Origin of the sequence: Anaerofustis stercorihominis (genome assembly GCF_024623185.1) — a bacterium.
In the GTDB taxonomy this organism is placed as follows: Bacteria; Bacillota; Clostridia; order Eubacteriales; family Anaerofustaceae; genus Anaerofustis.
This window is the reverse complement of sequence record NZ_JANJZK010000011.1, coordinates 50,240-75,321: the sequence shown is the minus strand read 5'-3', so window position 1 is coordinate 75,321 and position 25,082 is coordinate 50,240. Positions and strand designations below refer to the sequence as shown.

Below are 25,082 nucleotides of genomic sequence, written 5' to 3'. Positions count from 1 at the left end.
AAGCCTTTTATCATAAACATTACTTTATATGATATCAATAATGATTTAATAAATCAAAACATTATCTTTATTATCATTATAGTTATATCATAACTATAAATAATCCCAAATACTATCCAATAAAATAAAAAAGACCATATGGCCTTTTTAAGTTATGTATTATTCTACTTCGAATTCTTTATAAATTTGTTTTAAAGCTTCTTTAGCTTTATCTTTTTCGATTACGCAAGAAATTTTAACTTCACTCGTAGAAATCATTTGTATGTTTACGCCTTTTTCATAAAGTGCTTTAAATACTCTGCTCGCTACCTGAGTGCTGGCAACCATTCCGGATCCTATAACGGAAAGCTTTGCTACACCTTTATCGTAAAGTACTTTTGTAGCTCCTACTTCGATTGCAAAATCACTTGTGATTTTAAATGCTTTTTCAAATTCATCCGTAGGCACAGTAAATGTTATATCATTTACCTGACTTCTGTTTACATTTTGAGTAATACTTTCGATTTTAATACCTTCGTTTGCTATACTGCTGAATAAATTAAAAGCAATACCCGGTTTATCCGGAACTTCCATTACTGATATTTTAGCAATATCTTCATCAATCGTTATCGCCTTGATTAAACTATCTTCTTTTCTCATCCTCATTACCTTCCTATAATATATTATCGATTATTCTAGCATAGAATACATCTTCGGTCACATGCGATAACCTATCGCACAATTTACTCATGAACTCACCTGTCACTTCATCTGTCAGAAGTATAACTTTTCCGTCTTCATACGAAAGATTGATATTTTCTATATTTCTGTAGACTATATCTATTGTCTTTGCAAATTCAACTTCATCTTTTACAGAAACTCTTAGATAAAATTTATTTTTGTATCTTTCTATCCCGCAGCTCTTATAATTATTTTCAAATTTCAAATGTGTATAATCATGAACCGATTTTGTCAGAACTTTTATTACATCCGCTACTACGGCATTTGCGGTAGCTTCTTTTCCCGCACCTCTTCCTAAAAATGATAACTGACCTATAATGTTGCCGTTGATACTGACCACATTATATTCATCATTTACATTGCTGGTAACGGAGTCTTTTCCGATAAGTACGGGAGTAACGCTTGCTCCGAATGTATTATCATCATATAGTTCACTTTCAGCCATATACTTGAATACATAACCGAAGTCATCGGCAGCTTGTATATCCGATAGTGTAATGTTTCTTACCGTTCTGGTATATATATCATCATTATCTATGTAAGCACCGTAACAAAGTGAAGAAAGTATAGTAAGCTTTCTTGAAATATCAAATCCGTCTACATCGGCTGTCGGGTCAGCTTCGGCAAAACCCATATCCTGAGCGACTTTTAATACTTCATCAAAGTCCAACTCTTCTTTTGTCATCTTGGATAAAATAAAATTTGTAGTCCCGTTTAATATACCTTGGACTTTATTTATTTTATTTATTTTAATAGTATCTATAATTGATTCTATAATAGGGATACCGCCGCCTACGGAAGCTTCAAACAAAATCGTAACACCGTTTTCTTTAGCAAGCTCCAAAAGTTCTTCCATATGCTTAGATATGATTTCTTTGTTTGCAGTAACGACATTCTTTTTAAGCTGCAACGCTTTTTTTATTGCAGGATATTCTTGCTCGTAACTTCCCATTACGGCAATAATAAGAGATATCTCATCATCATTTAAAATATCATCCGGACTGTCCGTCAACAGTTCACTTGGAATACCTTCTCTTTTTCTGGAAGCATCTCTAACTAAAATTTTCTTTATCTTATAATTATTTTCTTCAAAAAAGTTTCCCTTTTTTTCATTGATTATTTCATATACGCCTGTTCCGACTGTACCGCAGCCTAATAATCCAATTTTAGACATATGTTTTCTCCTATCATAAGCATTTATATATGTACTAAAATCTACGACTCATAAGAATCGTAGATTTTAATTTATATTTTTATTTCCTATTCATTTTCGCTTTTAAGCTCAAAATCATTTAAATCTTCATTATCAAGCTTATCGTCTTCTTCGATATCATGAACGGTCAAACCTTCTTCTTCCAAAGAATTTTCTATTTGGCTTTCATTAAGCTCATCTAAAATCTCTTTTAAAAGGTCATCATCGTCTTTATTCTTAACAAGTTCAAGGTCGTATTTCTTGATACCTGTACCCGCAGGAATAAGTTTACCTAAAATGATATTTTCTTTTAGTCCAAGTAATGGGTCGACTTTACCTTGAATAGCAGCATCGGTAAGGACCTTTGTGGTTTCCTGGAATGACGCGGCTGAAAGGAATGAAGATGTAGAAAGCGAAGCCTTTGTAATACCGAGTAACTTTCTGTTACCTGTAGCTTCTTCTTTACCTTCTTCTCTCGCTTTTTGGTTTGCATTTTCAAATTCAAAATAATCAACACTCGTACCCGGAAGAAGTTCTGTTTCTCCCGCATCGGTAACTTCATATTTTCTAAGCATTTGTCTTATTATTATTTCAACGTGCTTATCCGAGATATGAACACCTTGGTATCTATATACTTTTTGTACTTCAGTCAAGATATATTTTTGAACTCCGTCAACACCTTTTATCCTAAGAAGATCTTCAGGATAAATACTACCTTCAGTGATTTCATCACCGGCTTCTACCTTATCCCCTTGTCTTACTTTTATCCTTGAACCGTAAGGAATATCATAATCGAATACTTCACCGTTCTCATTGTTCATAACGATAACTTTGCTGTGTCCGTCCTCTTCGGTAACTTCGATAACACCATCGATATCAGAAATTATTGCCTGACCTTTCGGTCTTCTGGCTTCAAATAACTCTTCGATTCTTGGAAGACCTTGAGTGATATCTTCCGCTGATGCGACCCCGCCTGTATGGAATGTACGCATAGTAAGCTGAGTACCGGGTTCACCGATAGACTGTGCGGCAATAGTACCTACAGCCTCACCAACGCTTACAGTCTTCATACTCGTTAAGTCTACACCGTAGCATTTAGCACAAACTCCGACTTTACTCTTACAGTTGAATACGGCTCTGATACTTACTTTTTCTATACCCGCATCAACTATTTTCTTAGCTTTATCAGGAGTAATGAGTTCATTTCTTGAAACTATTACTTCTCCTGTATTTGGATTAACGACATCGTCAAATGCATATCTGCCGTTTATTCTTTCTTCCAATTCTTCGATAACGTCGTTACCTACTTTGATAGCAGTAACATCATAACCTTGATCCGTACCGCAGTCGTCTTCTTTAACGATTTGATCCTGACTTACATCAACGAGTCTTCTTGTCAAGTAACCTGAATCGGCAGTTCTAAGGGCAGTATCCGCAAGACCTTTTCTCGCACCGTGAGAAGAGATAAAGAATTCCAAAACGTCCAAGCCTTCACGGAAGTTAGAACGTATAGGAAGTTCTATGATATCCCCGTTAGGAGACGCCATAAGCCCTCTCATACCGGCAAGCTGTCTGATCTGGTTCCTGCTACCTCTGGCACCCGAGTCAGCCATCATGTTGATCGGATTGAATGGATCAAGGTGGTCAAGAAGCGCATTTGTTACCAAGTTGGTCGTATCATTCCAAATATCGATAACTTCTCTTTTTCTTTCGGCTTCGGTAATCATACCTCTTTTATATTTCTTTAAAACTTTATCTACTTTTACATCAGCTTCATCAAGTAACTGAGGTTTAACATCCGGTACTTCCATATCTGAAATACTTACAGTAACGGCTGCCTTTGTAGAATAAGTAAAGCCCATTTTTTTGATATCATCAAGAACCATTGATGTCTTAGCGGCACCGTGTCTTGTGAAACATTTATAAACTATTTCGGATAAAACACCTTTATCCACTACTTTATCTATTTCCAGTTTGAACATATCCGCAGGAGTTTCTCTTACCACAAATCCTAAATCCTGAGGGATTATTTGATTAAATAAGAACCTACCTACAGTTGATTCAACTATTTTGACATGTTCTTTTCCGTCAATGACTTTCTTAACTCTTACTTTAACTTTTGCATGAAGTTCTACTTCTTTATTATAATATGCCATTTCAAGTTCGGGAATTGAAGCAAATGCCTTTCCTTCACCTTTTTGGTTTTCTTTTACAATAGTCAAGTAATAAGAGCCAAGGATCATATCCTGTGTAGGAGAAACTACAGGAGAGCCGTCCTGAGGTTTCAAAATATTGTATGCAGCAAGCATTAAAAACCTTGCTTCAGCTTGTGCTTCAACGCTCAAAGGCACATGAACGGCCATTTGGTCACCGTCAAAGTCGGCGTTGAACGCTGTACAAACAAGAGGATGAAGCTTAATAGCTCTTCCTTCGACCAAAATCGGTTCGAATGCTTGGATACCTAGTCTATGAAGTGTAGGGGCACGGTTAAGTAAAACCGGATGATCTTTGATTACATCGTCGAGCACATCCCAAACTTCCGGACTTTGTCTTTCTACCATTCTTTTAGCTGATTTTATATTTAGAGAATGTTTTCTCTTCACAAGTTCTCTCATAATGAAAGGCTTGAATAATTCGATTGCCATTTCCTTAGGAAGACCGCATTGATACATCTTAAGTTCCGGACCAACAACTATAACGGAACGTCCCGAGTAGTCGACCCTCTTACCAAGTAAGTTTTGTCTGAATCTACCTTGTTTACCCTTAAGCATATCGGATAATGAACGAAGCGGTCTGTTTCCGGGACCTGTAACAGGTCTGCCCCTTCTTCCGTTATCTATCAGTGCATCAACAGCTTCCTGAAGCATTCTCTTTTCATTTTGAACGATAATATCAGGAGCATTAAGTTCAAGAAGTCTTTTAAGTCTGTTATTTCTGTTTATAACTCTTCTGTATAAGTCATTTAAGTCACTTGTAGCATATCTTCCCCCGTCAAGCATAACCATAGGTCTGAGTTCAGGAGGAATAACAGGAACTACTTCAAGGACCATATCCTGAGGATTGTTATTGGAATTTCTAAAATCTTCTACAATTTTAAGTTTCTTTATTGCTTTTGTTTTCTTTTGTCTTGTAGTTTCCGTAGCAATGATTTGTTTTAATTCCTGACTTTCTTTTTCTAGATCCACTTGTCCAAGTAAATCCTGAATTGCTTCGGCACCTATTTTTGCAGTAAACTCACTTCCGTAAATCTGTCTGTATTCTTTATACTCATTTTCGGTTAAAACCGTTTTTTCATCCAAAGGAGTATTTCCCGGATCTGTTACCACATATGCAGCAAAATATATTATTCTTTCAAGCTCTTTAGGCGACATTTCAAGAAGTAGACCTATTCTGCTTGGGATACCTTTAAAGTACCAAATGTGAGTAACGGGAGCAGCTAAAGCAATATGTCCCATTCTTTCTCTTCTTACTTTTGACTTTGTAAGTTCGACCCCGCATCTGTCGCAAATCACGCCTTTATATCTGATTTGTTTATATTTACCGCAGTAACATTCATAATCCTTAGTCGGTCCGAAAATCTTTTCACAAAACAATCCGTCTTTTTCCGGTTTAGAAGTTCTGTAGTTAATAGTCTCCGGTTTTTTTACCTCGCCGTAAGACCAATCAAGAATTTTTTCTTTTGATGCTAAACCAATTTGTATTGATTTAAAATCAATATCACCCATATTTGTTTTTTCTTTTTTATTATCTATATTTACATCATTAAATTCTTTCAAGGAATTTACCTCCCACTTATATTTTCCCTTTAATAGTTCCTATTACATAAATTCTTCGTCTTCATCATCTGATGAAGCAGAACTTAATACATCACTATCAAGGAAATCTAAATCTTCGCTTTCAATGTCCCCGTCATCTTCAAGAATATCAGCTTCACTGATTTCTTCAAATTCGATATCATCCAAATCTTCTACAAAGTCGCCGTCTGCACTTGCTTCTACTTGTTCTAAATCTTCTACCAAGTCTTCATCTTCATCGTCTTTGATGTCAATTACTTCATTTCTTTCACCAAGAACATTTACGTCTAAGCATAAGCTTTGGAATTCTTTAATAAGAACTTTAAATGATTCAGGAACACCTGCTTTTGGGATATTTTCTCCTTTAATGATAGATTCGTAAGTCTTGACTCTTCCGGATACATCATCACTCTTAACGGTAAGGATTTCCTGTAATGTATGAGCGGCACCGTATGCTTCAAGAGCCCAAACTTCCATTTCTCCGAATCTCTGTCCACCCATTTGTGCTTTACCGCCAAGTGGCTGCTGTGTAACCAGGGAGTAAGGACCGGTTGCTCTGGCATGCATCTTTTCATCAACGATATGATGTAGTCTCAGCATGTACATATATCCGACGGTTACCCTGTTATCGAAAGGTTCACCTGTTCTTCCGTCATAAAGCTGGATTTTACCGTCTGATGAGTATCCTGCCTGTTCCAGAAGTTCCATGATATCTTCTTCTTTTGCTCCGTCGAATACCGGAGTGGCTATATCGATACCTAGAGCTTTACAAGCAAGCCCCAAATGGACTTCCAGTACCTGTCCAATATTCATACGGGAAGGAACCCCCATTGGAGAAAGTAATATTTCAAGCGGAGTTCCATCAGGTAAGAATGGCATATCTTCTTCAGGGACAACTCTACTGATTACCCCTTTGTTACCGTGACGTCCCGCCATTTTATCACCGACTTGAATTTTTCTCTTTATTGCAATATAAACTCTTACAAGCTTATTTACATTAGGTTTTAATTCATCGCCGTTTTCTTTTGTATATACTTTTACATCTACTACAACACCCTTTTCTCCGTGAGGAACTTTAAGTGAGGTGTCTCTTACTTCTCTGGCTTTTTCACCAAAGATTGCACGAAGTAATTTTTCTTCCGCCGTTGGGTCGCTTTCTCCTTTCGGAGTAACTTTACCAACAAGGATATCATCTGATTTAACTTCCGCACCTACTCTTATGACCCCTCTTTCATCGAGGTTTCTAAGTGCATCTTCACCTACATTTGGAATATCTCTCGTGATTTCTTCGCTTCCAAGCTTTGTTTCCTTAGCTTCGCAGTCGAATTCTTCGATATGGATTGAAGTAAGAGCATCTTCCTTTACGAGTTTTTCATTTATAATGATAGCATCTTCGTAGTTATAACCTTCCCAAGTCATAAATCCGATAAGGATATTCCTACCGAGCGATAAATCACCGTTTTCCGTAGAAGGACCGTCAGCTATTACTTCGCCTTTTTTGATCCTGTCACCAAGTTTTACGATAGGGATTTGGTTTATGCAAGTATTTTGGTTTGTTCTCTTATATTTAAGTAATTTATATTTTACATTTTGCTTCGTAGCATCATCTGTAATAATGATTTCAGTTGCGGTAACTCTTTTAACTACACCGTCAACTTCACTTACGACACAAACACCGCTGTCCTTAGCAGCTCTGTGTTCTATACCTGTGGCTACCATAGGAGCCTGCGGTTTTAATAAAGGTACTGCCTGACGCTGCATGTTGGCACCCATAAGGGCTCTGTTGGCATCGTCATTTTCAAGGAAAGGTATCATACTGGTAGCAACGGAAACCACCTGCTTAGGAGATATATCCATATAGTCTACCTTATCTTTTTCAACAGTTACGAAATCCCTTTCAAATCCGGCTCTACCGGTTACCTTTGAATGTTCAAAAGAACCGTTTTCCATTAAAGGTTCATTTGCCTGAGCTATGGTGTATTTACCTTCTTCATCAGCCGGGATATAATCTATATCCCCTGTTACCGCACCGTCTTTTACTCTTCTGTACGGAGTTTCGATAAATCCATACTTATTAACTCTGGAGAATGTTGCAAGAGAACCGATAAGACCGATATTCGGACCTTCAGGAGTTTCTATTGGACAAACTCTTCCGTAGTGAGAATGATGAACGTCTCTGACTTCAAATCCGGCTCTGTCTCTTGAAAGTCCGCCGGGACCTAAAGCAGAATATCTTCTCTTATGTGTAAGTTCCCCAAGAGGATTTGTTTGGTCCATAAACTGAGACAACTGAGATGAACCGAAGAATTCTTTCAAAGCAGCATTTACAGGTTTTACGTTTACTAAGCTTGAAGGTGTAACTTCTTCAGGGTCGAATGAAATCATTCTTTCTTTTACAGTTCTTTCTAATCTTGAAAGACCGATTCTGAATTGGTTTTGTAAAAGTTCACCTACGGAACGGATCCTTCTGTTGCCTAAATGGTCGATATCATCTAAAGTTCCGATACCATGATCGAAACCGAGGTTATAACTGATAGAAGCATAAATATCTTCCACAGTGATATGCTTAGGAAGAAGTTCGCTCATTCTGTCTTTGATTTGTTCTTTCTTTTCTTCATTTGAAAGGTCGGAGTCTAATATTTCACTTAAAACTCTAAAGTTGACCATTTCATCGATTTTTAAATCACTTACATCAAAAGGCAACTCAAATTTATTTATGTCAACGACACCGTTACCTATTATTTTAAAGCCTTTGTCCTCAGACACTTTGACTTCGACAGTATTAATTCCACAGTTTTGGATTTCCCATGCAGTTTTTTCATCAATTATTTCATCTTTACTTACTAAGATTTCTCCGGTTAAAGGATTAACTATATCTTTGAATGCATACTGGCCAGTAATTCTTGTAGCAAGAGCTAATTTTTTGTTAAGTTTAAATCTACCAACCATCATCAGGTCGTATCTTCTTTGGTCGAAAAACATCGGAATGAATAAACCTTTAGCTGAATCAACGCTTTCAGGTTCGCCCGGTCTGAGTTTTTTATAAATTTCAATAAGACCTTCGTCTACACTTGAAGAAGAATCTTTTTCGAATGTAGTCATAAGTCTCTTTTCTTCTCCGAAGAAATTTATGATCTCTTCATTTGTTCCAAGTCCCAATGCTCTGATTAAAACCGTGATCGGAACTTTTTTTGTTCTGTCTACTCTGGCGTACAGACAGTCACTTGCGTCCGTTTCATATTCCAGCCAAGCCCCTCTGTTAGGGATGATTTGTCCATTGTATAATTCTTTACCATACTTATCTCTTTCAACTGAGAAATATGCTCCGGGTGAACGAATAAGCTGGCTTACAATAACTCTTTCAGCACCATTGATGATGAATGTACCGGTTCTGGTCATTAAAGGAAAATCAGCCATGAATACATGCTGTTCTCTAACGTCTTTGATTTCACCATCTTCTTTTACAACAAGTCTAACTTTAACTTTTAAAGAAGCAGAATAATTTGTCTTTCTTTCTTTACACTCTTCAACATCATATTTTGGAGTGTCATCTAAGATATAATCAACGAATTCAAGTATTAAATTCTCACTTGGGTCGCTGATAGGGAATACATCTAAAAATGCCTCTCTAAGACCTTCCTCTATAAACCACTTATATGAGTCTGTCTGAATAGAAATTAAATTAGGCATTTCCATTACATCTTTGATTTTAGAAAAACTCATTCTTTCTCTTCTACCAATTTTCTCTGGATGAATCACTGTACCACTCTCCTTAATTTAAACATGAAAAACACAGCAAAATCATCTTATTTTAAAATAAAAGATTCAACCAATTTGCTGTTGTTTCCTCCGTCCTAAACTGCATAAAATTAATACAAATTTTAGGCTTGTTTTGTATTTTCAGTAATTTAATATTTTAGCAAAAGAACTATGATAAGTCAAGGGTAACAACTAAAATATATTAAATATTTCCAATTTTTTTGCCCTTTTTATCGCCCTTTTACAATAAATCATCTTTTTTTTATTTTACCATAAATTTATGCATAATTTTATATTATTTTGTAAGTAGATAATATTTTAAATATGTAATAGTTTTTTTAATATCTTTTTATGAAAATTTTTTCTTATATGTTATAATCTTTTTCAGGATAATAATCATTTTATATAAAAAAATTAGCAAAGAGGATAAAATTTTGGCAAAAGATAAAAAAATATTTGTGTGCAGCGAATGCGGATACGAAAGCCCCAAATACTGGGGGAAATGCCCGGACTGCGGAAACTGGAATACGTTCAGCGAATTTTCAAAAAAAGAACTGGATCTTGTAAATTCCAAAAGCAGTGTTTTCACTCCCAAAGTCACCAACTTAAAAGATGTAGACACAAAAGAAGATATGAGGTTTACGACATCGATAAGTGAGCTGGATAATGTACTGGGAGAAGGTATCGTAGCATCAAGCCTGGTACTTGTCGGAGGAGAGCCGGGAATAGGAAAATCCACTCTTTTAATGCAGACAGCTCATAATGTATCCATAATCGGAAAAAGAGTTTTATATGCATCCAGTGAAGAAAGTCTCTCACAGTTAAAATTGAGACTGGACAGGCTGGGACTAAAAGGAAGTGATATACTTGTTTTATCAAATACGGATATAGAACAGATAATAGAAAGTGCTAAAGAGAATAAGGCGGATTTATTAATAATAGATTCTATCCAAACCGTAAGGAGTTCCAATATACCAAGCGCACCCGGGACGATAACCCAGGTAAGAGAATGCACCAATTTGCTTATGAACTTTGCCAAAGCTACCAATACAAGTGTATTCATAGTGGGACATATAACAAAACAAGGTACAATAGCGGGACCGAAGACCATTGAACATATGGTAGATACCGTTATGTATTTTGAAAGCGAATCGAATTCAAGCTTAAGGATACTGAGACTAAGTAAAAACAGATTTGGCTCCAGCGAGGAAATCGGAGTATTCGAGATGACCAGAAAAGGTCTTGAATGCGTAACAAATCCATCGAGGCTGTTACTGGAAGACAGAGAAAACAGAAGCTACGGAAGTGTTATTTGTTCAATAATGGAAGGTAACAGAAGTGTTCTGATAGAGATACAGGCCCTTGCCATGATGTCATCTTTTCAAGTTCCAAGAAGAGTATCCACAGGCTTTGAATATAACAGGTTTGTTCAAATATTAGCTGTAATAGAAAAAATGACTAATGTCAAACTTCATTCTACAGATGTATATTTAAATGTCGTGGGAGGAGTAAGAGTAAAAGAAACCGCAAGTGACCTGGCAGTTGCTTGCGCGGTGATATCCTCTATGCTAAAAAAAGAAATACCTATCAACACCATAATAATAGGTGAAGTAGGCCTTTGCGGAGAAATAAGAAAGATAAACAATATTTTCAAAAGGATAAAAGAAGCTAATTCCCTTGGGTTTAAAAAAGCAATCATACCGAGAAACTCCTTGGATGAACATGAAGACATTTCAAATTTAAATATAAAAGTAATAGAAATCAGCACACTTAAAGAATGTGTCTTCAAATTATTCAATAATTAGACCATAAACAAAAAGATTAAAGTTCTTTTCATAAAACTTTAATCTTTTTTCTATTTACATTTACATTTATTTCTTATACAATTAATTTAAGGTAGTATATACCTTAGTGATGATAGAAAATTTAATAGAAGGAGGTGTAAAGATGAAAAAAGCACTTTATGCATTTATTTTTGTATTGGGTGCAATTGTTGGAACGCAGTTAGGCAGCTGGCTGATAGATAGCGGACACTTATATCAAAGGCTTGGAATAAATATCACATCAGCATTTGGCAAAGGTACAATTTATGTATTAGCAGCTATTTTATTCGGTTTTATTTTTATTATTTTTATTCCATTTTTTGCTAAAGCATTCAGACGTATTTTTGCTCAGGTAAGCAGAGAAATAAACAATACTACATTTACTCAAATCGGTCTTGTAATAGGCTCTCTGATACTTGCTTTGATTTTGTCTGCTTTATTATGTCTTCCTTTCCAAAACATGAACTTACCGGGGTGGATAGTAAGCATTATAACTATAGTGATATATGCTGTGTGCATATATGTATTTGTTTCTATAGCTACATATAAAGCGCCGGATGCGGAAAGGTTCTTCAGAGGACTCAATCCATTTGAAAATGATACATTTAAACAAAAACAAACAAAGAAACATCCCAAAGTTCCTATAGGCGTCGCAAAGATTTTAGATACCAGCGTAATAATCGACGGAAGGATATTGGATATATTAAAAACCGGTTTTATAGACGGACCGATAATATTACCTAACTTTGTATTATATGAACTTCAGCAAATCGCGGACTCTGCCGACAGCGTCAAAAGAAGCAGAGGAAGAAGAGGGATCGATATATTAAATCAAATCCAAAAAGAACTTCCCATAGAAGTAGTAAATTTGGATAAAGACTATCCGGAGATAACAGAAGTAGATACAAAATTATTAAAACTCGCAATAGATATCGATGCAAAAGTCGTAACCAATGATTACAACCTAAATAAAATCGCAGAATTTCAAGGAGTTGAAGTTCTCAACACAAACGAACTTTCAAATGCTGTTAAGACAGTGGTTCTTCCGGGAGAAGAATTATTTGTCAAAGTATTAAAAGAGGGCAAAGAAAATTCACAGGGAATTGCTTATCTCGAAGACGGAACGATGATAGTCGTGGAAGAAGGCAGAAACAGGATCGGAGAAGAACTTAATACAGTCGTAACAAGTGTACTTCAAACCGCCGCAGGAAGAATGATATTCGTTAAACCCGTATCGTAAAGGAAACAGAATGAATAAGACACCAGAGGATTTATATCTGAGAATAAAAAATTCCAATGAACTTATATCTTATAGTATAAGTGATTTTAAAAAAATAGCTTATGGTATACAATTTCATATAGATAGTAATATTGTAAGGATTTATTCCAGCAAGAAAAAAGGAACAACTTTAGATACTTCTCAGAGTAAAAGCGATAAGTTAAATTTAATATTAAATAATATATATGATACTTTTCAGGGGAACAGTTTAAGTTCCTCTGCTTTTGATACCGAGAAAAATCAGTTATATCCAATCATGGACCCTCCTCTTCTCGGAAGCGACGAAGTCGGGAAAGGGGATTTTTATGCTCCTATTATCGTAGGCAGCGTATATTTAGAAAAAAACGAGTACGATATATTAAAAACTCTCGGAGTCAGAGACTCAAAAGATTTAAGCGATGATAGAATAATAAAGCTTGCAAAAGAGATAAAAAAAGTTACAAATAGTTATTCGATACTTAGAATAGGACAACGCAAATACAACGAATTATATAAGAAAATAGGAAATATAAATGCAATTTTAGCATGGGCTCATATAACCAATATTAAAAATGTTTATAAAAAACAACCATTTAAAAAAGCTTTAGTGGATAAATTCGGAAGAGAAGAACAAATCAGAAGCGGCCTTCAAGATTTAAATCTGGAAATGATATTTAAACCAAAAGCGGAACAAAATATAGCCGTTGCAGCGGCAAGTATTATAGCAAGAGACGCACTTCTTACAACCATAAAAAACATGAATAAACACTACGATTTTGATTTTCCTTTGGGAGCAAACAGCATTGTTATTTCTAAAGGAAAAGAATTCGTTAAAAAATTCGGAGAAGAAGAGTTAAATAATGTTTGTAAAATGCATTTTAAAACCGTACAAAATATTTTAAGTTAAGGACTGTCACCAGTCCTTTTTTAATAACCTGTAATACAAAAAACTAAAAATTTCTTTAAAATATATAAATAGCAAGTAATATCAAGAAGAAAAATCTTTAATTTTATATAATGAATACAGAGTGGTTGAATTGAGGAGATAAATTATGTATGAATGGAGAAAACAAATTCAAATAATCGTTGACGAGATCGATGAATGCATAAAAATCATAATGACGAAGCATTGACATTAAACGCACTTTCAAAAAAGCTTGGTTACTCAATGTTTCATACGACAAGAAAATTCAAAGAAATATCCGGAATGCAATTAAGAAATTATTTGAGGAAGAGAAAATTAGCATTTGCACTAAAAGAAGTCAGAGACAGCAAAAAGACTATTTTAGACATTGCTTTTGATTACGGATTTTCATCCAATGAAGCTTTTACAAGGGCTTTTAAAAAAGTATATGGTATAACACCCAGCAAATATAGAAAAAACCCTAAGCCATTAATACTTCGCACAAAAATAAACCCTTTTGACCGCTACTTTTTAGGATTTGGAGAAATTGGAATGATAAAATCTACAGCTGATATTAAAATTTATTTTGTAACGATCCCCGCACACAAGTTTTTACATATTAAAAACTATGAAAGCAACGGATATTGGGATTTTTGGCAGAAACAAAACCTTATCCCGGGGCAGGACTATGAAACGATTTGCGGGTTACTGGACAGCATCAAAGGAAAATTGGATGATAACGGAGGAAGTGAAGCAAACAGCGCAAGCGGTCAGATAATGGCATACATCAATGACCCAAGCGGCAGACTATGCGACTGGGGGTTCCCTCGTACAGAATGCTACGGAGTGCGTCTTCCTTTTGATTTTAGCGGAGAAGTTCCCCCACAAATGCTTATGGTTGATGTTCCAGAAGACGAATATATCGTTTTTGAACACGGACCATTTGACTATGAACAGGAAAATCGAAGCGTAGAAGAAAAAATCGAGAAAGCTATGTCAGATTTTGATTTTTCTGACACCAATTACACCTTTGACACTTCTCCCGGCAGGATTATCTACTTTTATTTTGACCCAAAGAAACATTTTAAGTATATAAGACCTGTAAAAAGAAAATAAGTAATTTATAAAAAATAATAATAAAACTGAAAATTCCTATATATTAATCTGCTTATATTTTCTTATTTTATATGATTAATATCAAATTATTATCGTAAACAAAACTTAAAGTATAGAAAATCAACAGTAAGCGTTTTAATATTGACAACTAATTATTTTAATAATAAATGCTCATACATTATAAAAAAATAATTTAATATTAAATCAAATTAATTTCAGCCGTAAATATACTTTTAATTAATGACATCTCAAAAATAAAGAGTTATAATTAATATATAATTTATAATGAAAGAGATTTGTATGGATAAAATTTTTAGTGAATATGATAAAATGATAAATGAACTCGAATATATACAAAATAAAGAATTAATGGACTTACTTTTGGAAAATAAGAAGCTTATGGATAAGTATAATAATCTTGGCACTACAGACATCAAAAAAAGAAAAAGCATACTTAAAGACATGCTTGGTTACATACATGAAAGTGTAGACATACTTCCTCCTTTTATTTGTGATTACGGGGAAAATATCAGTATCGATAAACATTCATTTATAAATCACAACTGTACTATACTTGCTGAAGCGAACGTAGTAATAGGCAAATATGTCAGAATAGCCCCAAATGTTTCCATATATACCGTTGGACACGCAGAAAATCCATTAAAAAGAAAAGCAGGATATTCATACGCAAAAAAAGTAATAATCGAAGATAACGTATGGATAGGAGGTAATGTAATCATACTTCCAGGAGTAACCATAAGTAAAAATTCAATCATTGGTGCGGGAAGCCTAATAAATAAAAGCATACCCCAAAATGTAATCGCAGCAGGAAATCCATGTAAAATAATTAAAGAAATAGAAGAGTAAATAAAAAAGGTTTGGATAATCCAAGCCTTTTATTATTACAATACATATTTGCAGTTTTCAGTCCAATCTTTAACCAAATCATACTCAACATTCAAATTTCCTCTGCCAATCAAAATCTTTATATCAGGCTTGGGACTTCCGTGGTAATCACTACCGCCGCTTTTATAAATACCATTACTATCTGCGTAATTTAGTAAGAATTCAACATCTTCATCAGAATGTTTGGCATGGAGGACCTCTACACCGTCAAGCCCATATTTCCTGGCTTCATCAAGCATTTTACCTACCTCATTATGAGGCATATGATGGATACACGGATGAGCGAAAAAAGCAAGCCCGTCTGCTTCATGTATAATCTCTATAGTATCTTTAATAGTTTTAAAAAACCTTGATTCATCTACATAGAAACTGCTTTTTTTATTTGCACAATTATCCCAGAAAAAAGCAGAAGGATTCATTATCTGCGAGAATTTAGCAACATTTTCTTCATGACTTACCGCACTTATTATCACTTTTTTATATCCTTCATTTTTTTCTCCGTCTATTATTTGAAGTCCGTCATCTATAATAAGCCCGTTATCCTTAAATACTTTAACATATTCTTTTAATAAAGCATTTTCCCTTTTTATATCTTCTTCTTTAGATTCATAACGTTTAAGGATTTCTCGCATCTTTTCCAGATTTATATCATATCCCAATATATCTCTCATTTCATGATTATATGCACAGGATAATTCAACTGCGGGAATGATTTCAATACCATCGGTATCAATACCTTTCAAATCATCATATGCACTTACAGTATCATGGTCTGTAATAGATATAAGTTTTATATCATTATCCCGCGTCTTCTTTATGATCTCCTTAGTACTATCATCACCATCCGAATTATTAGTATGAATATGCAAGTCTATATTCATAATTATCACCCCTTTATAGTTTAATCTGTCTGACTTTATCTATCCACTCTTTTACCATATTATATGGCACATATAAATCGCCTTTCCCTGTCACCATACTTATATCAGGCTTGGTCCCGCCGTGATAATCGCTTCCTCCGCTTTTTAAAAGCCTATATTTTCTTGCTACCTCAGCCAAAAACAAATTGTCGTCGAAAGTATGCTGGGAATGCATTACCTCAATACCATCTATCCCACAATCCATTGCATGATTGATAAGCTGAAGAGTCCTTAACTTTCCTATTCTATACATACAGGGGTGAGCCAAAAACGCTAATCCTCCCGCATCATGAATAAGTTCTATTCCTTCTTTCATCGTAGGATAATCCATAGATTCGTTCACAAAAAATTTAGTTTCATTATTAGAACAATAATTCCAGAAAAACAAAGTGATTTTAGAAATGAAAGGATATTTTTCTATATTTTCGGGATATTTTATAAGATTTTCATATATTGTTATATACGCTTCACTCTTATTGCCCCTAGAAACTTCTATATCTTCATCAAATTTTATCCCGGCTCTTTTAAATACTCTTTTATATTCTTCAAGCAGTCTTTTCTGTTTCTTGATTTGATTTTCTTTTGAATATCTATTACTTACAAAATCATCTATTACCTTTGTATCTATCCCATAACCGAGAACATCTCTTATGACGCCATCAAAAGAACAACCCAGCTCTGTACCGGGAATTAAAGTAAGCGGTTTATTAAATTTAACATTGATTTTTTTTATTTGTTCATAAACTTTAACATTGTCATGGTCTGTTATAGACGCAAAGTCAACATTCAATTCATTCATCATATTAAGCATTTCTTCAGCACTCAAAGTTCCGTCTGAATTGATACTGTGCATATGTAAATCTACTACTGTGCTCATATTTATCCTCATCTTATTTAATCTTTATTAATTATATACCAATATTTTTCACTTTTCAATTAAAGCTATAAAATGTTTATGTTATAATATTTTTATAATCCACTTATAAGGAGTTATTTATGAAAGAATATATTGCTGTAAACGGAGATTTAAGTATCAGAAGACTTAACGACACAGATGAAGAATTAATCATGCTCGGAAAATGGAGAGACGACGAAAAAGTCAGCAAATACTACGGAGGAAGAGATAAAGATAATTCTCTAAATGCTCTAAAAGAAAAATATCTTGACAGGATACATGGAAAAAGTTTGATCAAACCTTGTATTATAGAATATTTACATAAACCATCAGGATATATCCAGTATTATGAATTCGATGAAAAGAAATACATAGACCATGATCTGACAGCATATAATAATGCTTACGGAATAGATATATTTATCGCTCCCGATGCGGGACATAGCAAAGGACTTGGCTCAAGAAGTCTAAAATTAATGTGTTCTTACCTGTTTAATACTTTAAATGCCGACATAATCGAAATATGTCCGAGAAGTGTAAACGAACGTGCAGTAAGAGCATATGAAAAAGCGGGATTCAAACCTTATAAAAGACTTAAAAAAGGGGAGTTTTTTGAAGGTGAATGGTTTGAAGAAATCGTCATGATCATGACTAGATAAGTTAAAAAAGACCTTTATTTTAGGTCTTTTTTATAATGTTTCTTTAATTTTATAAATACAATCTTTTACTTTATATTTTCTTTCTATAGTGCTGTTATTTTCTACATAAATACTAATATTTTCTGATTTAAATATTTGTTTTGCTGTATTAAGTAAGTCTTCAACAGTTATATTTTCAAAGGCGCTTATTTCATTATCAATATTAAAATTTTTATTACCAAGTACAAATCTTTCATAACCGATTAAATCATTTAACTCCTCTGATGAATCAATTACATTAGAAAAATCTTTTAAAAATACTATGACCTCTTCCAAATCATTTTCAGTTATATCATGTTTAATATTTTTTATTTCTCCAAATATTATATTTAATGTTTTTATGAGAAGATGATTATGTACACTGCATGCTAATATAGCGGTATTGAAATCTTCATAATAATTTAAATCACAATCAATATCACCAATATACCCCAAAGTATCTTTAAGCTTGAATGAAAGCCTTGAACCGTCCCCTACAGCTAATATATTAAATAAAATTTCCACCATATGCATATCTATTTTTTTACATATATCGATTCTAATTTCTATTTCGATAATATCATAATCGCTCGGAACAATTGTAATATTACTCTCATCTCTCTTACAAAATTTTTTAGGAACAGTATTTTGCCTTATCAAAGGTTTACTAGAAAATGCAAGAGCCTTCTTTAATTTCTCATTTAAATAATTAATATTATCAGAATTGAAATTCCCGGTTAATACTATCACTGAGTTATCCTTATTAAAAAATCTTCTTTTATAATCATTGATTATATTATATGAAAGGCTATCTATTTTATGGCAGTCTCCCATGATTTCATTCTTAAAACAGCTTCCTTCAAAGTAATTATTATTTACGATATCATCAAAATAATAAGTGCTTTTTTCTTCAATTTGTCTTTTAACAACTTCTTTTTCAGCATTGATTTCTTCATCACTCCATGAAAAATCCTCATATAAATTTACGATTAAATCTATAAAATCATTATAATATTTTGGCAACACCGTTGCATAAAATCTAATATAATCTTTATATGTTGTACCATTTAAAGATACACCCATTTTATTTACCTTTTTATATAATTCTATTTGAGAAATATTATTTAATTTTCTAAAAAACATATGCTCGAGCAAATGGGAAATGCCTCTAACTTTATTATTTTCATATAAAGTCCCACCATGAAAATAAAAACCTATACCAATATTATGCAGATGTTCATTTTTACATATAATCATATTATCATTTTTATCTTTGCTCATAAAATCATCTCCATAGATATTTATTCTTCATTTAAAAAGTTTATTATCTTACTTTTTAATCATAACAGCTTAACGTTTTTAATTAAATTTATATTTTGTCTCGATATTAATTCTTCATAATGAAGAATTATTTATAATAAAAAAAATGAAAAAAAATTAATTTTAATATTTTTATAGTCACACCTTTACAATTCTTCAATTTGAAGAATTTTCTATATATCAAAAAGCAGAAGCCCTATCTTATTTCGTGAGTCTCAGCCCATTCCCAACCACATTGCTTCTGCCTTTTTTAATTTTAGTTCACTGTTCTTTCTCATTAAACATATCATATATTATAATATTTTATAATATATTAATATGTAATCTTATTATATTTTTACTTAATATTAAAATTAAAATTATAAAAATCATAATTTATATCCTTTATTAAATGCCCATTAATTATTAAAGAATTCTTATTGAGCCATTTTACTTTGGCAGTTTCCTCAGCTGCATTAAAATAAATATTTCTTTTTTTACCATTCTTATATTCAACTTCACCTCTAATATAATAATTTGTTGTTGCCCCACCATTAAACAAATAAATATTCACTTTTTTTTCATCATAGGGAGATTTTATAGAAAACAAATATTCTCCTTCAGGTGTAAGTTTTTGTGTTGAAACCCTTGGAAAACACGTTACTACAATAAAAGAGATAAGTATAAAACAAGCAAATATTTTAGCTATAATTTTAATTATATCTTTCATCATTTCTTCTTCCAACTTATACTATTTGAATAGGATCTAATCAACCAAGGACCAATTTTTCCCTTCTTCACGTCTTTTTTAGCTAATTTATATCCATATTTTATCATTTCACTATCTCTAGGGTCATCTCCATAAGATTTATAAAAGCTAAGGCTAGATGTTCCCGATTTAATCTGATATAAACCAGCGCCTAATCTTAATACTTTACTTGTAAACATAAATGCTCCAACTTATCCAAAATGTATATTACCTGGATCATCATAAGCTAATGTTTTTTTACCAAACTTATATTTTTTTGATGACTTTAACTTCCATGAATATTTTAAATCCCATTTCCCTTCGCTTTTAACCTTATTGATAAAATACTTAATACTATTTGTCCTTCCTCCTATTGCTCCATACATATATATATATTGGACCAATAATTTCCTCTAAATGCTTCATAATGCTTTTTCATAGCTTTTCTTAATTTCTTTGTTATGTCTACCTTTTTATGCCCACTTGGATCCGTAAAGTTGATAGGATTATTGGCACAGTAAGCATATAAGTGAAGTGATAACGGTTCTTCAAATTCTCCCCTATAAGTATCTACAGTCACAAACCTTCCTTCATCGGGACTGTAATACCTAGCATTATAATAATAATTTTCCGTCTCTTTATCATACACCTGTCCCGTATAACACACTTCATTTTCCAAACTTTCATTTCCAAGTTTTTCGGTTTCGCCAAACTCGTCATACCTATAAGCAACAGAACCTACGTTATCATCTCCTACAATAGTAGAAGTAGAGTTCCTCGTATCCTTATTATAAGAATAATATTTAGCACTGCCATTTTCAAATCTTGCGCTGGAAATCACATTTAAGCCGATATCGCACAATTCTTCATTTCGAAGAATAATCCGTATAACCAAAAAGCAGAAGCACTATTTATATAGAGAGTTTGACCCAACACAATCCCGTTGCTTCCGCCTTTTTATTTTCTTGACTTGTTTCACACTTTTTTCTTAATAAATATATGATATATTTAAATAAACATTTTCATTATTAATAAAATTTATTTAATTTTATAGATTTAATATAATCTATACATATTTTTTTAAACTTATTTGACCCTAACCCTTCAATACCTAATTCAGTATCTACTTCTTTTACCTTCCATATTTCAGAATCATAAAAAATAACGATTCTCATAGTACTAGTACTTGTTGCATAAATATACTCTGAAGTATTTGGGTCTTCGACAAAATATCCTGTTTTATAGTAAATAATATATTTTTTGTCTTCATTATAAATACATTTTATAGGATACGGTTTAACTAAATTTTTATATTTATCATCTATATAATAATGATATGATTTTATTAGGTTATAATTATCATTTGAAATATTCTTATTATATTTATCATAATTATTACTTTTAATCAATTCTGTTACAAACTCTTCACATTTTTTAGAGTTTTTTTCCTCATTATTTTGTTCATAATATATTTTATCAACAAGTTGAATTGGAGATAATGTTAATATATCATATAAAAAATAAAATATCCCTATTATAAATGATAATATTAATAAAATAAATATAAAATATTTTTTCAATTGATCACATCCTAACTATATTAACTTTCATAAATCTACTATTAGTATCAAAGGATTTAGATAGTGGCCAATAAGCTCTATCCGTGTTATGTCCAGCATATTTTATATCTTTATCTCTAGTTATAGAACTAACTATACCAGCATGATTTACACCAAACCCCTGTAATCTGAAAAATATAAGATCTCCCTTTTTAATATTATTTTTTTGACTTTATCAGCTATATATTTCTTTTTATTTATTTTTACAACTTTTTTCCCTTTCTTCATATATGAATATAATTTAGGTGTCACAGCCCATGCTTTACTCCATGTCCATTTACCATACTTACCATTTATTGGAGTTTTCCTTTTATTACAATACCACTTCTTATTTTTTGCAATTCCTCCATATCTAACACACTGTGAAACAAAGTTAGCACAATCTCCACCACCATTAGTATTAAAATTTGGATAATTTTTATTATATTTAAATGCATATTTTTCTATATATTTAGTAACTTTATTTCTATCATATTTATGCCCACTAGGATCAATAAAGTTAATCGGATTATTAGCACAATAAGCATACAAGTGAAGACTTTGAGGTTCTTCAAACTCTTCCCTATAAGTATCCACGGTCACAAACCTTCCTTCATCAGGACTGTAGTACCTTGCATTATAGTAATAATCCCCGGTTTCCTTGTCGTATACTTGTCCGGTGTAACATACTTCGTTATTAAATTCTGTATTACCCACTATTTCAGTACTTCCGAACTCATCATATTTATATCCCGTTACACCCTTATTTAGTGAGTCCACAACTACAGATGTCGAACCTCGTCCGTCAGAGTTAAGTGTATATACTGATAATTTATTATTATTGAATCTTAAAGTGAAATCTGTATCCAATATATTTTCTATGGTTTTCTTATTATTTTCATCTGTTGTATACAAAATTTCTTCGCCGTTGTAATAATAATTATTCACCTTAGTAACAGGAGTTTCCTTACTACTATCAACAACCTCTTTCCTTATCCTCTGCCCTTCATAATTATACTCATTGTTCTGAGTCAAAGTAACATTCTCCCCGTCCTTAGCCTCAAACTTGGTCATCTGATTGGAGATATCATAAGAATAATTCGTTTCCTTACTTCCGCTCACTTCTTTCTTCGTGTTCCCGTTTGCGTCGTAGGAATATTCCTTTATTATGCTTTCTCCGCTCTTTACCTTTAATAGTTCGTTTAAGTCGTTGTATTCGTATTCTTCCCTCGCTCCGTCTTTTGTCCTGCTTAGCCTGTTGCCGACTTTGTCGTAAGTATATGTTGTGGTGCTTACGCTGTCATTATCCAGCTTATCCGTTACATCGACCTTTGTAAGCCTTGTAAGTTCGTCGTAGGTGTAGCTAAAGAATTTTATCTTCTATAAATTTTCCATTATAATCATAAAGAAATAGATGACTCCTTTCTTGACCTAATCTACTATTTATTAAAATATTTTTTTTATTTATAGCTAATAAATCTAAGTCTTCACCCCTTGTTCCTAATTTATTATATATAGTTATAAGAGGTTTGTTTATACTTTTACCCTTTAAATTATCTTTATAAATATAAAAATTATCTTCATCTTTTGTTATGAGATAAGCATTTTTATGCGTATAGTAACAACTATAATAATCTTCACTGTCCTTTAAATACTTTTGATTTAAAAATGTATAATGTTTATTATTCAAATCGTACTTTAATAATAAAATTTTATTACTATACTTAATAAATATATAAATATAATTATCGGCTACATTAAAATCAACTATCTCATAATTAGATAAATTCTCTCCTTTAATATTTTTTATATCCTTTAAATTAATTTCTGTATTTATTTTATTTTTTTTTAAATCATAATGATAAATTAAATCAGATTTTATATCATCATTTATATTTTTAGGATCTCTTCCTATATAATACAATGTTTTTAAGTCTACAAAAATAAATTTATTTTGATCAATATTGGGAATATTATAAAGTTCATTTTTATTGGTTAGAATTTCTAATTTATTATTATCTGTGTATTTATAAAAATAAACTTTATTATTGGCAATAACATAATTTTCTATATTTTCTTTAATAATTTTTTCATTTTTATTTTCATCTAAACAACATAAATTTCCTGTACTTTCATTTAAGTAATATAATGTATTTTTAAAATAATTCAAGTTTTTTACACTATGATTTGTATCAGAAAAACTTTCATAAATATTTTTATTATTTATGTTATATAAAAATTTGCTTGTTGATAAGTATGAATTAGATTTACCATCTGAAACATACATTTGAAAATAGTTATTAATAATATCATTATTATATAAATCACAATCGTCATTGAACAATGTATTGTTGCTACAAGCACTCAAACTAAATATTATTAATATTGATAATATACTTATAAATATTTTTTTTAACATGTTATATTATTCCTTTAGTTTCCTTTAAAAATGAAATTTATATAAATTTAATAATTTTCTTACAATTCTTCAATTTAAAGAACTTTCTATATATCAAAAAGCAGAAGCCCTATCTTATTTCGTGAGTCTTATCCCATTCCCAATTACATTGCTTCTGCTTTTTGGAGTTTTATATCATATTTCTCTCACATTTAATTTATCATAAAATCATGTATTTTTCAATATATATAGATTAATATTTATGATATATTATATTTATTTCATTATAAATAATTAAAAAGCCCGCTATTCTTCATTATGAAGAATAGCGGGTAAAACAGAAGTACTTTTATGAATATCAGTGAAAGATAATCATTGTAGTATCATATTCCTTTTTTTCTACTCCTGTTTATATCTATTTTTTGATTTTATTAATTAGTTTCCTTAACTGTCCTGCTCCTAAATTCTTTGTTCCTACTTGCTGAGCTCTTATAGATATAAATATTTTATCTGTATATACAAATAAATGAGCTTCTTTTTCATCCCAACTATTTGCTGGTAAGGGAGTATAATTTATATAATAAAAATAATTAAATCCATTAATTGTACCACTATTTAGTACACATTGCCTTTTAATAATAGAAAGTTCACTATTTAAAACCTCTTTTTTTATATAATGTTTTACCCCGTCATATTCTTTTAATAATACTTTTTTTATCTTTTTCTTATCAAAAATGCACTTATTTAAATTTATAAAACAAATATTACTTTCCATATCATCATATTGATACCTTATTCCGTCTATATCATTATCTAATTTTATAAGTTGAGTTAATGGCAATTCATTTATATCTGAAATATTAATTATGTTTTTACTATTATTTCCTATATATTTAATACCTTTTAATGTTTTAATATGATTCTCATTTAATGTAAAACTATTTAAAATTTTTTTAATATGATATATTTCAAAAAACATATCTTTATGTATTTTTATAGAATTATATAGAAAAGGAAAACTAAATATTAATATTATTATAAATATTATATATATTCTTTTTTTCATTAATATGTA

At 31.8% G+C, this 25,082-nt stretch carries 20 protein-coding genes and 1 pseudogene; 6 read left to right on the top strand and 15 right to left on the bottom strand.

Going from position 1 to position 25,082, the window contains the following annotated elements; translation table 11 throughout:
- Positions 1–159: 159 nt before the first annotated feature.
- From NSA01_RS07680 to rpoB, 4 genes are all read right to left on the bottom strand, one after another.
- The gene (locus tag NSA01_RS07680; protein WP_052294605.1) at positions 160–639 is read right to left on the bottom strand and encodes an ACT domain-containing protein; all 480 of its coding nucleotides are present in this window, start codon (positions 637–639) and stop codon (positions 160–162) included.
- A 13-nt stretch (positions 640–652) separates the two neighbouring features.
- A complete protein-coding gene (locus NSA01_RS07675; protein WP_257480896.1) occupies positions 653–1,894 on the bottom strand; it encodes a homoserine dehydrogenase in 1,242 nt (413 codons plus the stop codon).
- Between the two features lie 86 nt (positions 1,895–1,980).
- Entirely contained in the window at positions 1,981–5,637 is a 3,657-nt protein-coding gene (rpoC, locus tag NSA01_RS07670; protein ID WP_257480903.1) for a DNA-directed RNA polymerase subunit beta', read from the bottom strand.
- A 93-nt stretch (positions 5,638–5,730) separates the two neighbouring features.
- Positions 5,731–9,465: a DNA-directed RNA polymerase subunit beta gene (rpoB, locus tag NSA01_RS07665; RefSeq protein WP_257480895.1), complete on the bottom strand. Its 3,735-nt coding sequence runs from the start codon at positions 9,463–9,465 to the stop codon at positions 5,731–5,733.
- A 434-nt stretch (positions 9,466–9,899) separates the two neighbouring features.
- Between rpoB and radA the strand changes: the two genes are divergently transcribed.
- From radA to NSA01_RS07640, 5 genes and pseudogenes are all read left to right on the top strand, one after another.
- A complete protein-coding gene (gene radA, locus NSA01_RS07660) occupies positions 9,900–11,270 on the top strand; it encodes a DNA repair protein RadA (RefSeq protein WP_257480894.1) in 1,371 nt (456 codons plus the stop codon).
- A 142-nt stretch (positions 11,271–11,412) separates the two neighbouring features.
- On the top strand, positions 11,413–12,528 hold the full coding sequence (locus NSA01_RS07655) for a PIN/TRAM domain-containing protein (protein ID WP_257480893.1): 1,116 nt from the start codon (positions 11,413–11,415) through the stop codon (positions 12,526–12,528).
- 10 nt (positions 12,529–12,538) lie between these two features.
- The gene (rnhC, locus tag NSA01_RS07650; protein WP_257480892.1) at positions 12,539–13,453 is read left to right on the top strand and encodes a ribonuclease HIII; all 915 of its coding nucleotides are present in this window, start codon (positions 12,539–12,541) and stop codon (positions 13,451–13,453) included.
- A gap of 145 nt (positions 13,454–13,598) precedes the next feature.
- Positions 13,599–14,566: pseudogene (locus tag NSA01_RS07645) on the top strand (helix-turn-helix transcriptional regulator).
- Positions 14,567–14,866: 300 nt separating this feature from the next.
- Complete coding sequence (locus NSA01_RS07640) at positions 14,867–15,433, top strand: sugar O-acetyltransferase (protein ID WP_257480891.1); 567 nt, start codon at positions 14,867–14,869, stop codon at positions 15,431–15,433.
- A gap of 35 nt (positions 15,434–15,468) precedes the next feature.
- Here the strand turns inward: NSA01_RS07640 and NSA01_RS07635 are convergent, their stop codons facing one another.
- Together NSA01_RS07635 and NSA01_RS07630 are read right to left on the bottom strand one after the other, a co-directional pair.
- Positions 15,469–16,353, bottom strand: coding sequence for a PHP domain-containing protein (locus tag NSA01_RS07635; RefSeq protein ID WP_257480890.1), 885 nt, complete (start codon positions 16,351–16,353; stop codon positions 15,469–15,471).
- A 13-nt stretch (positions 16,354–16,366) separates the two neighbouring features.
- The gene (locus NSA01_RS07630; RefSeq protein ID WP_257480889.1) at positions 16,367–17,269 is read right to left on the bottom strand and encodes a PHP domain-containing protein; all 903 of its coding nucleotides are present in this window, start codon (positions 17,267–17,269) and stop codon (positions 16,367–16,369) included.
- A 119-nt stretch (positions 17,270–17,388) separates the two neighbouring features.
- Here NSA01_RS07630 and NSA01_RS07625 point away from each other — a divergent pair, with 119 nt between their 5' ends.
- Complete coding sequence (locus tag NSA01_RS07625; RefSeq protein WP_257480888.1) at positions 17,389–17,946, top strand: GNAT family N-acetyltransferase; 558 nt, start codon at positions 17,389–17,391, stop codon at positions 17,944–17,946.
- A gap of 30 nt (positions 17,947–17,976) precedes the next feature.
- Here NSA01_RS07625 and NSA01_RS07620 read toward each other — a convergent pair whose 3' ends face one another.
- The 9 genes from NSA01_RS07620 to NSA01_RS07585 all read right to left on the bottom strand — a co-directional run bounded on the left by NSA01_RS07620 (position 17,977) and on the right by NSA01_RS07585 (position 25,073).
- Positions 17,977–19,245: a M16 family metallopeptidase gene (locus NSA01_RS07620; RefSeq protein ID WP_257480887.1), complete on the bottom strand. Its 1,269-nt coding sequence runs from the start codon at positions 19,243–19,245 to the stop codon at positions 17,977–17,979.
- A 376-nt stretch (positions 19,246–19,621) separates the two neighbouring features.
- Positions 19,622–19,996 (bottom strand): DUF5412 domain-containing protein, encoded by a 375-nt coding sequence (locus tag NSA01_RS07615; protein ID WP_257480886.1) that lies wholly within the window; start codon positions 19,994–19,996, stop codon positions 19,622–19,624.
- On the bottom strand, positions 19,993–20,211 hold the full coding sequence (locus tag NSA01_RS07610) for a polymorphic toxin type 44 domain-containing protein (protein WP_257480885.1): 219 nt from the start codon (positions 20,209–20,211) through the stop codon (positions 19,993–19,995). The genes NSA01_RS07615 and NSA01_RS07610 overlap by 4 nt, the downstream gene beginning before the upstream one ends.
- A gap of 170 nt (positions 20,212–20,381) precedes the next feature.
- Positions 20,382–20,873, bottom strand: a complete 492-nt coding sequence (locus tag NSA01_RS07605; RefSeq protein ID WP_257480884.1) for an RHS repeat-associated core domain-containing protein — start codon at positions 20,871–20,873, stop codon at positions 20,382–20,384.
- Positions 20,874–21,039: 166 nt separating this feature from the next.
- On the bottom strand, positions 21,040–21,591 hold the full coding sequence (locus NSA01_RS07600) for a hypothetical protein (protein WP_257480883.1): 552 nt from the start codon (positions 21,589–21,591) through the stop codon (positions 21,040–21,042).
- Between the two features lie 4 nt (positions 21,592–21,595).
- On the bottom strand, positions 21,596–21,769 hold the full coding sequence (locus tag NSA01_RS10100) for a hypothetical protein (protein ID WP_373887190.1): 174 nt from the start codon (positions 21,767–21,769) through the stop codon (positions 21,596–21,598).
- Positions 21,739–22,731, bottom strand: a complete 993-nt coding sequence (locus NSA01_RS07595; protein WP_257480882.1) for an RHS repeat-associated core domain-containing protein — start codon at positions 22,729–22,731, stop codon at positions 21,739–21,741. The genes NSA01_RS10100 and NSA01_RS07595 overlap by 31 nt, the downstream gene beginning before the upstream one ends.
- A gap of 241 nt (positions 22,732–22,972) precedes the next feature.
- On the bottom strand, positions 22,973–24,028 hold the full coding sequence (locus tag NSA01_RS07590) for a hypothetical protein (RefSeq protein WP_257480881.1): 1,056 nt from the start codon (positions 24,026–24,028) through the stop codon (positions 22,973–22,975).
- Between the two features lie 394 nt (positions 24,029–24,422).
- The gene (locus NSA01_RS07585) at positions 24,423–25,073 is read right to left on the bottom strand and encodes a hypothetical protein (RefSeq protein ID WP_257480880.1); all 651 of its coding nucleotides are present in this window, start codon (positions 25,071–25,073) and stop codon (positions 24,423–24,425) included.
- Positions 25,074–25,082: the final 9 nt, after the last annotated feature.

Excerpts from the sequence above, each read along its gene's own strand:
- NSA01_RS07625 (WP_257480888.1), top strand. The coding sequence starts at position 17,389 with ATGAAAGAATATATTGCTGTAAACGGAGATTTAAGTATCAGAAGACTT.
- NSA01_RS07655 (WP_257480893.1), top strand. The coding sequence starts at position 11,413 with ATGAAAAAAGCACTTTATGCATTTATTTTTGTATTGGGTGCAATTGTT.
- NSA01_RS07585 (WP_257480880.1), bottom strand. The coding sequence starts at position 25,073 with ATGAAAAAAAGAATATATATAATATTTATAATAATATTAATATTTAGT.
- NSA01_RS07635 (WP_257480890.1), bottom strand. The coding sequence starts at position 16,353 with ATGAATATAGACTTGCATATTCATACTAATAATTCGGATGGTGATGAT.
- rpoC (WP_257480903.1), bottom strand. The coding sequence starts at position 5,637 with ATGGGTGATATTGATTTTAAATCAATACAAATTGGTTTAGCATCAAAA.
- NSA01_RS07620 (WP_257480887.1), bottom strand. The coding sequence starts at position 19,245 with ATGAGCAAAGATAAAAATGATAATATGATTATATGTAAAAATGAACAT.
- NSA01_RS07610 (WP_257480885.1), bottom strand. The coding sequence starts at position 20,211 with ATGTTTACAAGTAAAGTATTAAGATTAGGCGCTGGTTTATATCAGATT.
- NSA01_RS07590 (WP_257480881.1), bottom strand. The coding sequence starts at position 24,028 with ATGTTAAAAAAAATATTTATAAGTATATTATCAATATTAATAATATTT.
- NSA01_RS07615 (WP_257480886.1), bottom strand. The coding sequence starts at position 19,996 with ATGATGAAAGATATAATTAAAATTATAGCTAAAATATTTGCTTGTTTT.
- rnhC (WP_257480892.1), top strand. The coding sequence starts at position 12,539 with ATGAATAAGACACCAGAGGATTTATATCTGAGAATAAAAAATTCCAAT.
- NSA01_RS07680 (WP_052294605.1), bottom strand. The coding sequence starts at position 639 with ATGAGAAAAGAAGATAGTTTAATCAAGGCGATAACGATTGATGAAGAT.
- NSA01_RS07675 (WP_257480896.1), bottom strand. The coding sequence starts at position 1,894 with ATGTCTAAAATTGGATTATTAGGCTGCGGTACAGTCGGAACAGGCGTA.
- NSA01_RS07640 (WP_257480891.1), top strand. The coding sequence starts at position 14,867 with ATGGATAAAATTTTTAGTGAATATGATAAAATGATAAATGAACTCGAA.
- NSA01_RS07630 (WP_257480889.1), bottom strand. The coding sequence starts at position 17,269 with ATGAGCACAGTAGTAGATTTACATATGCACAGTATCAATTCAGACGGA.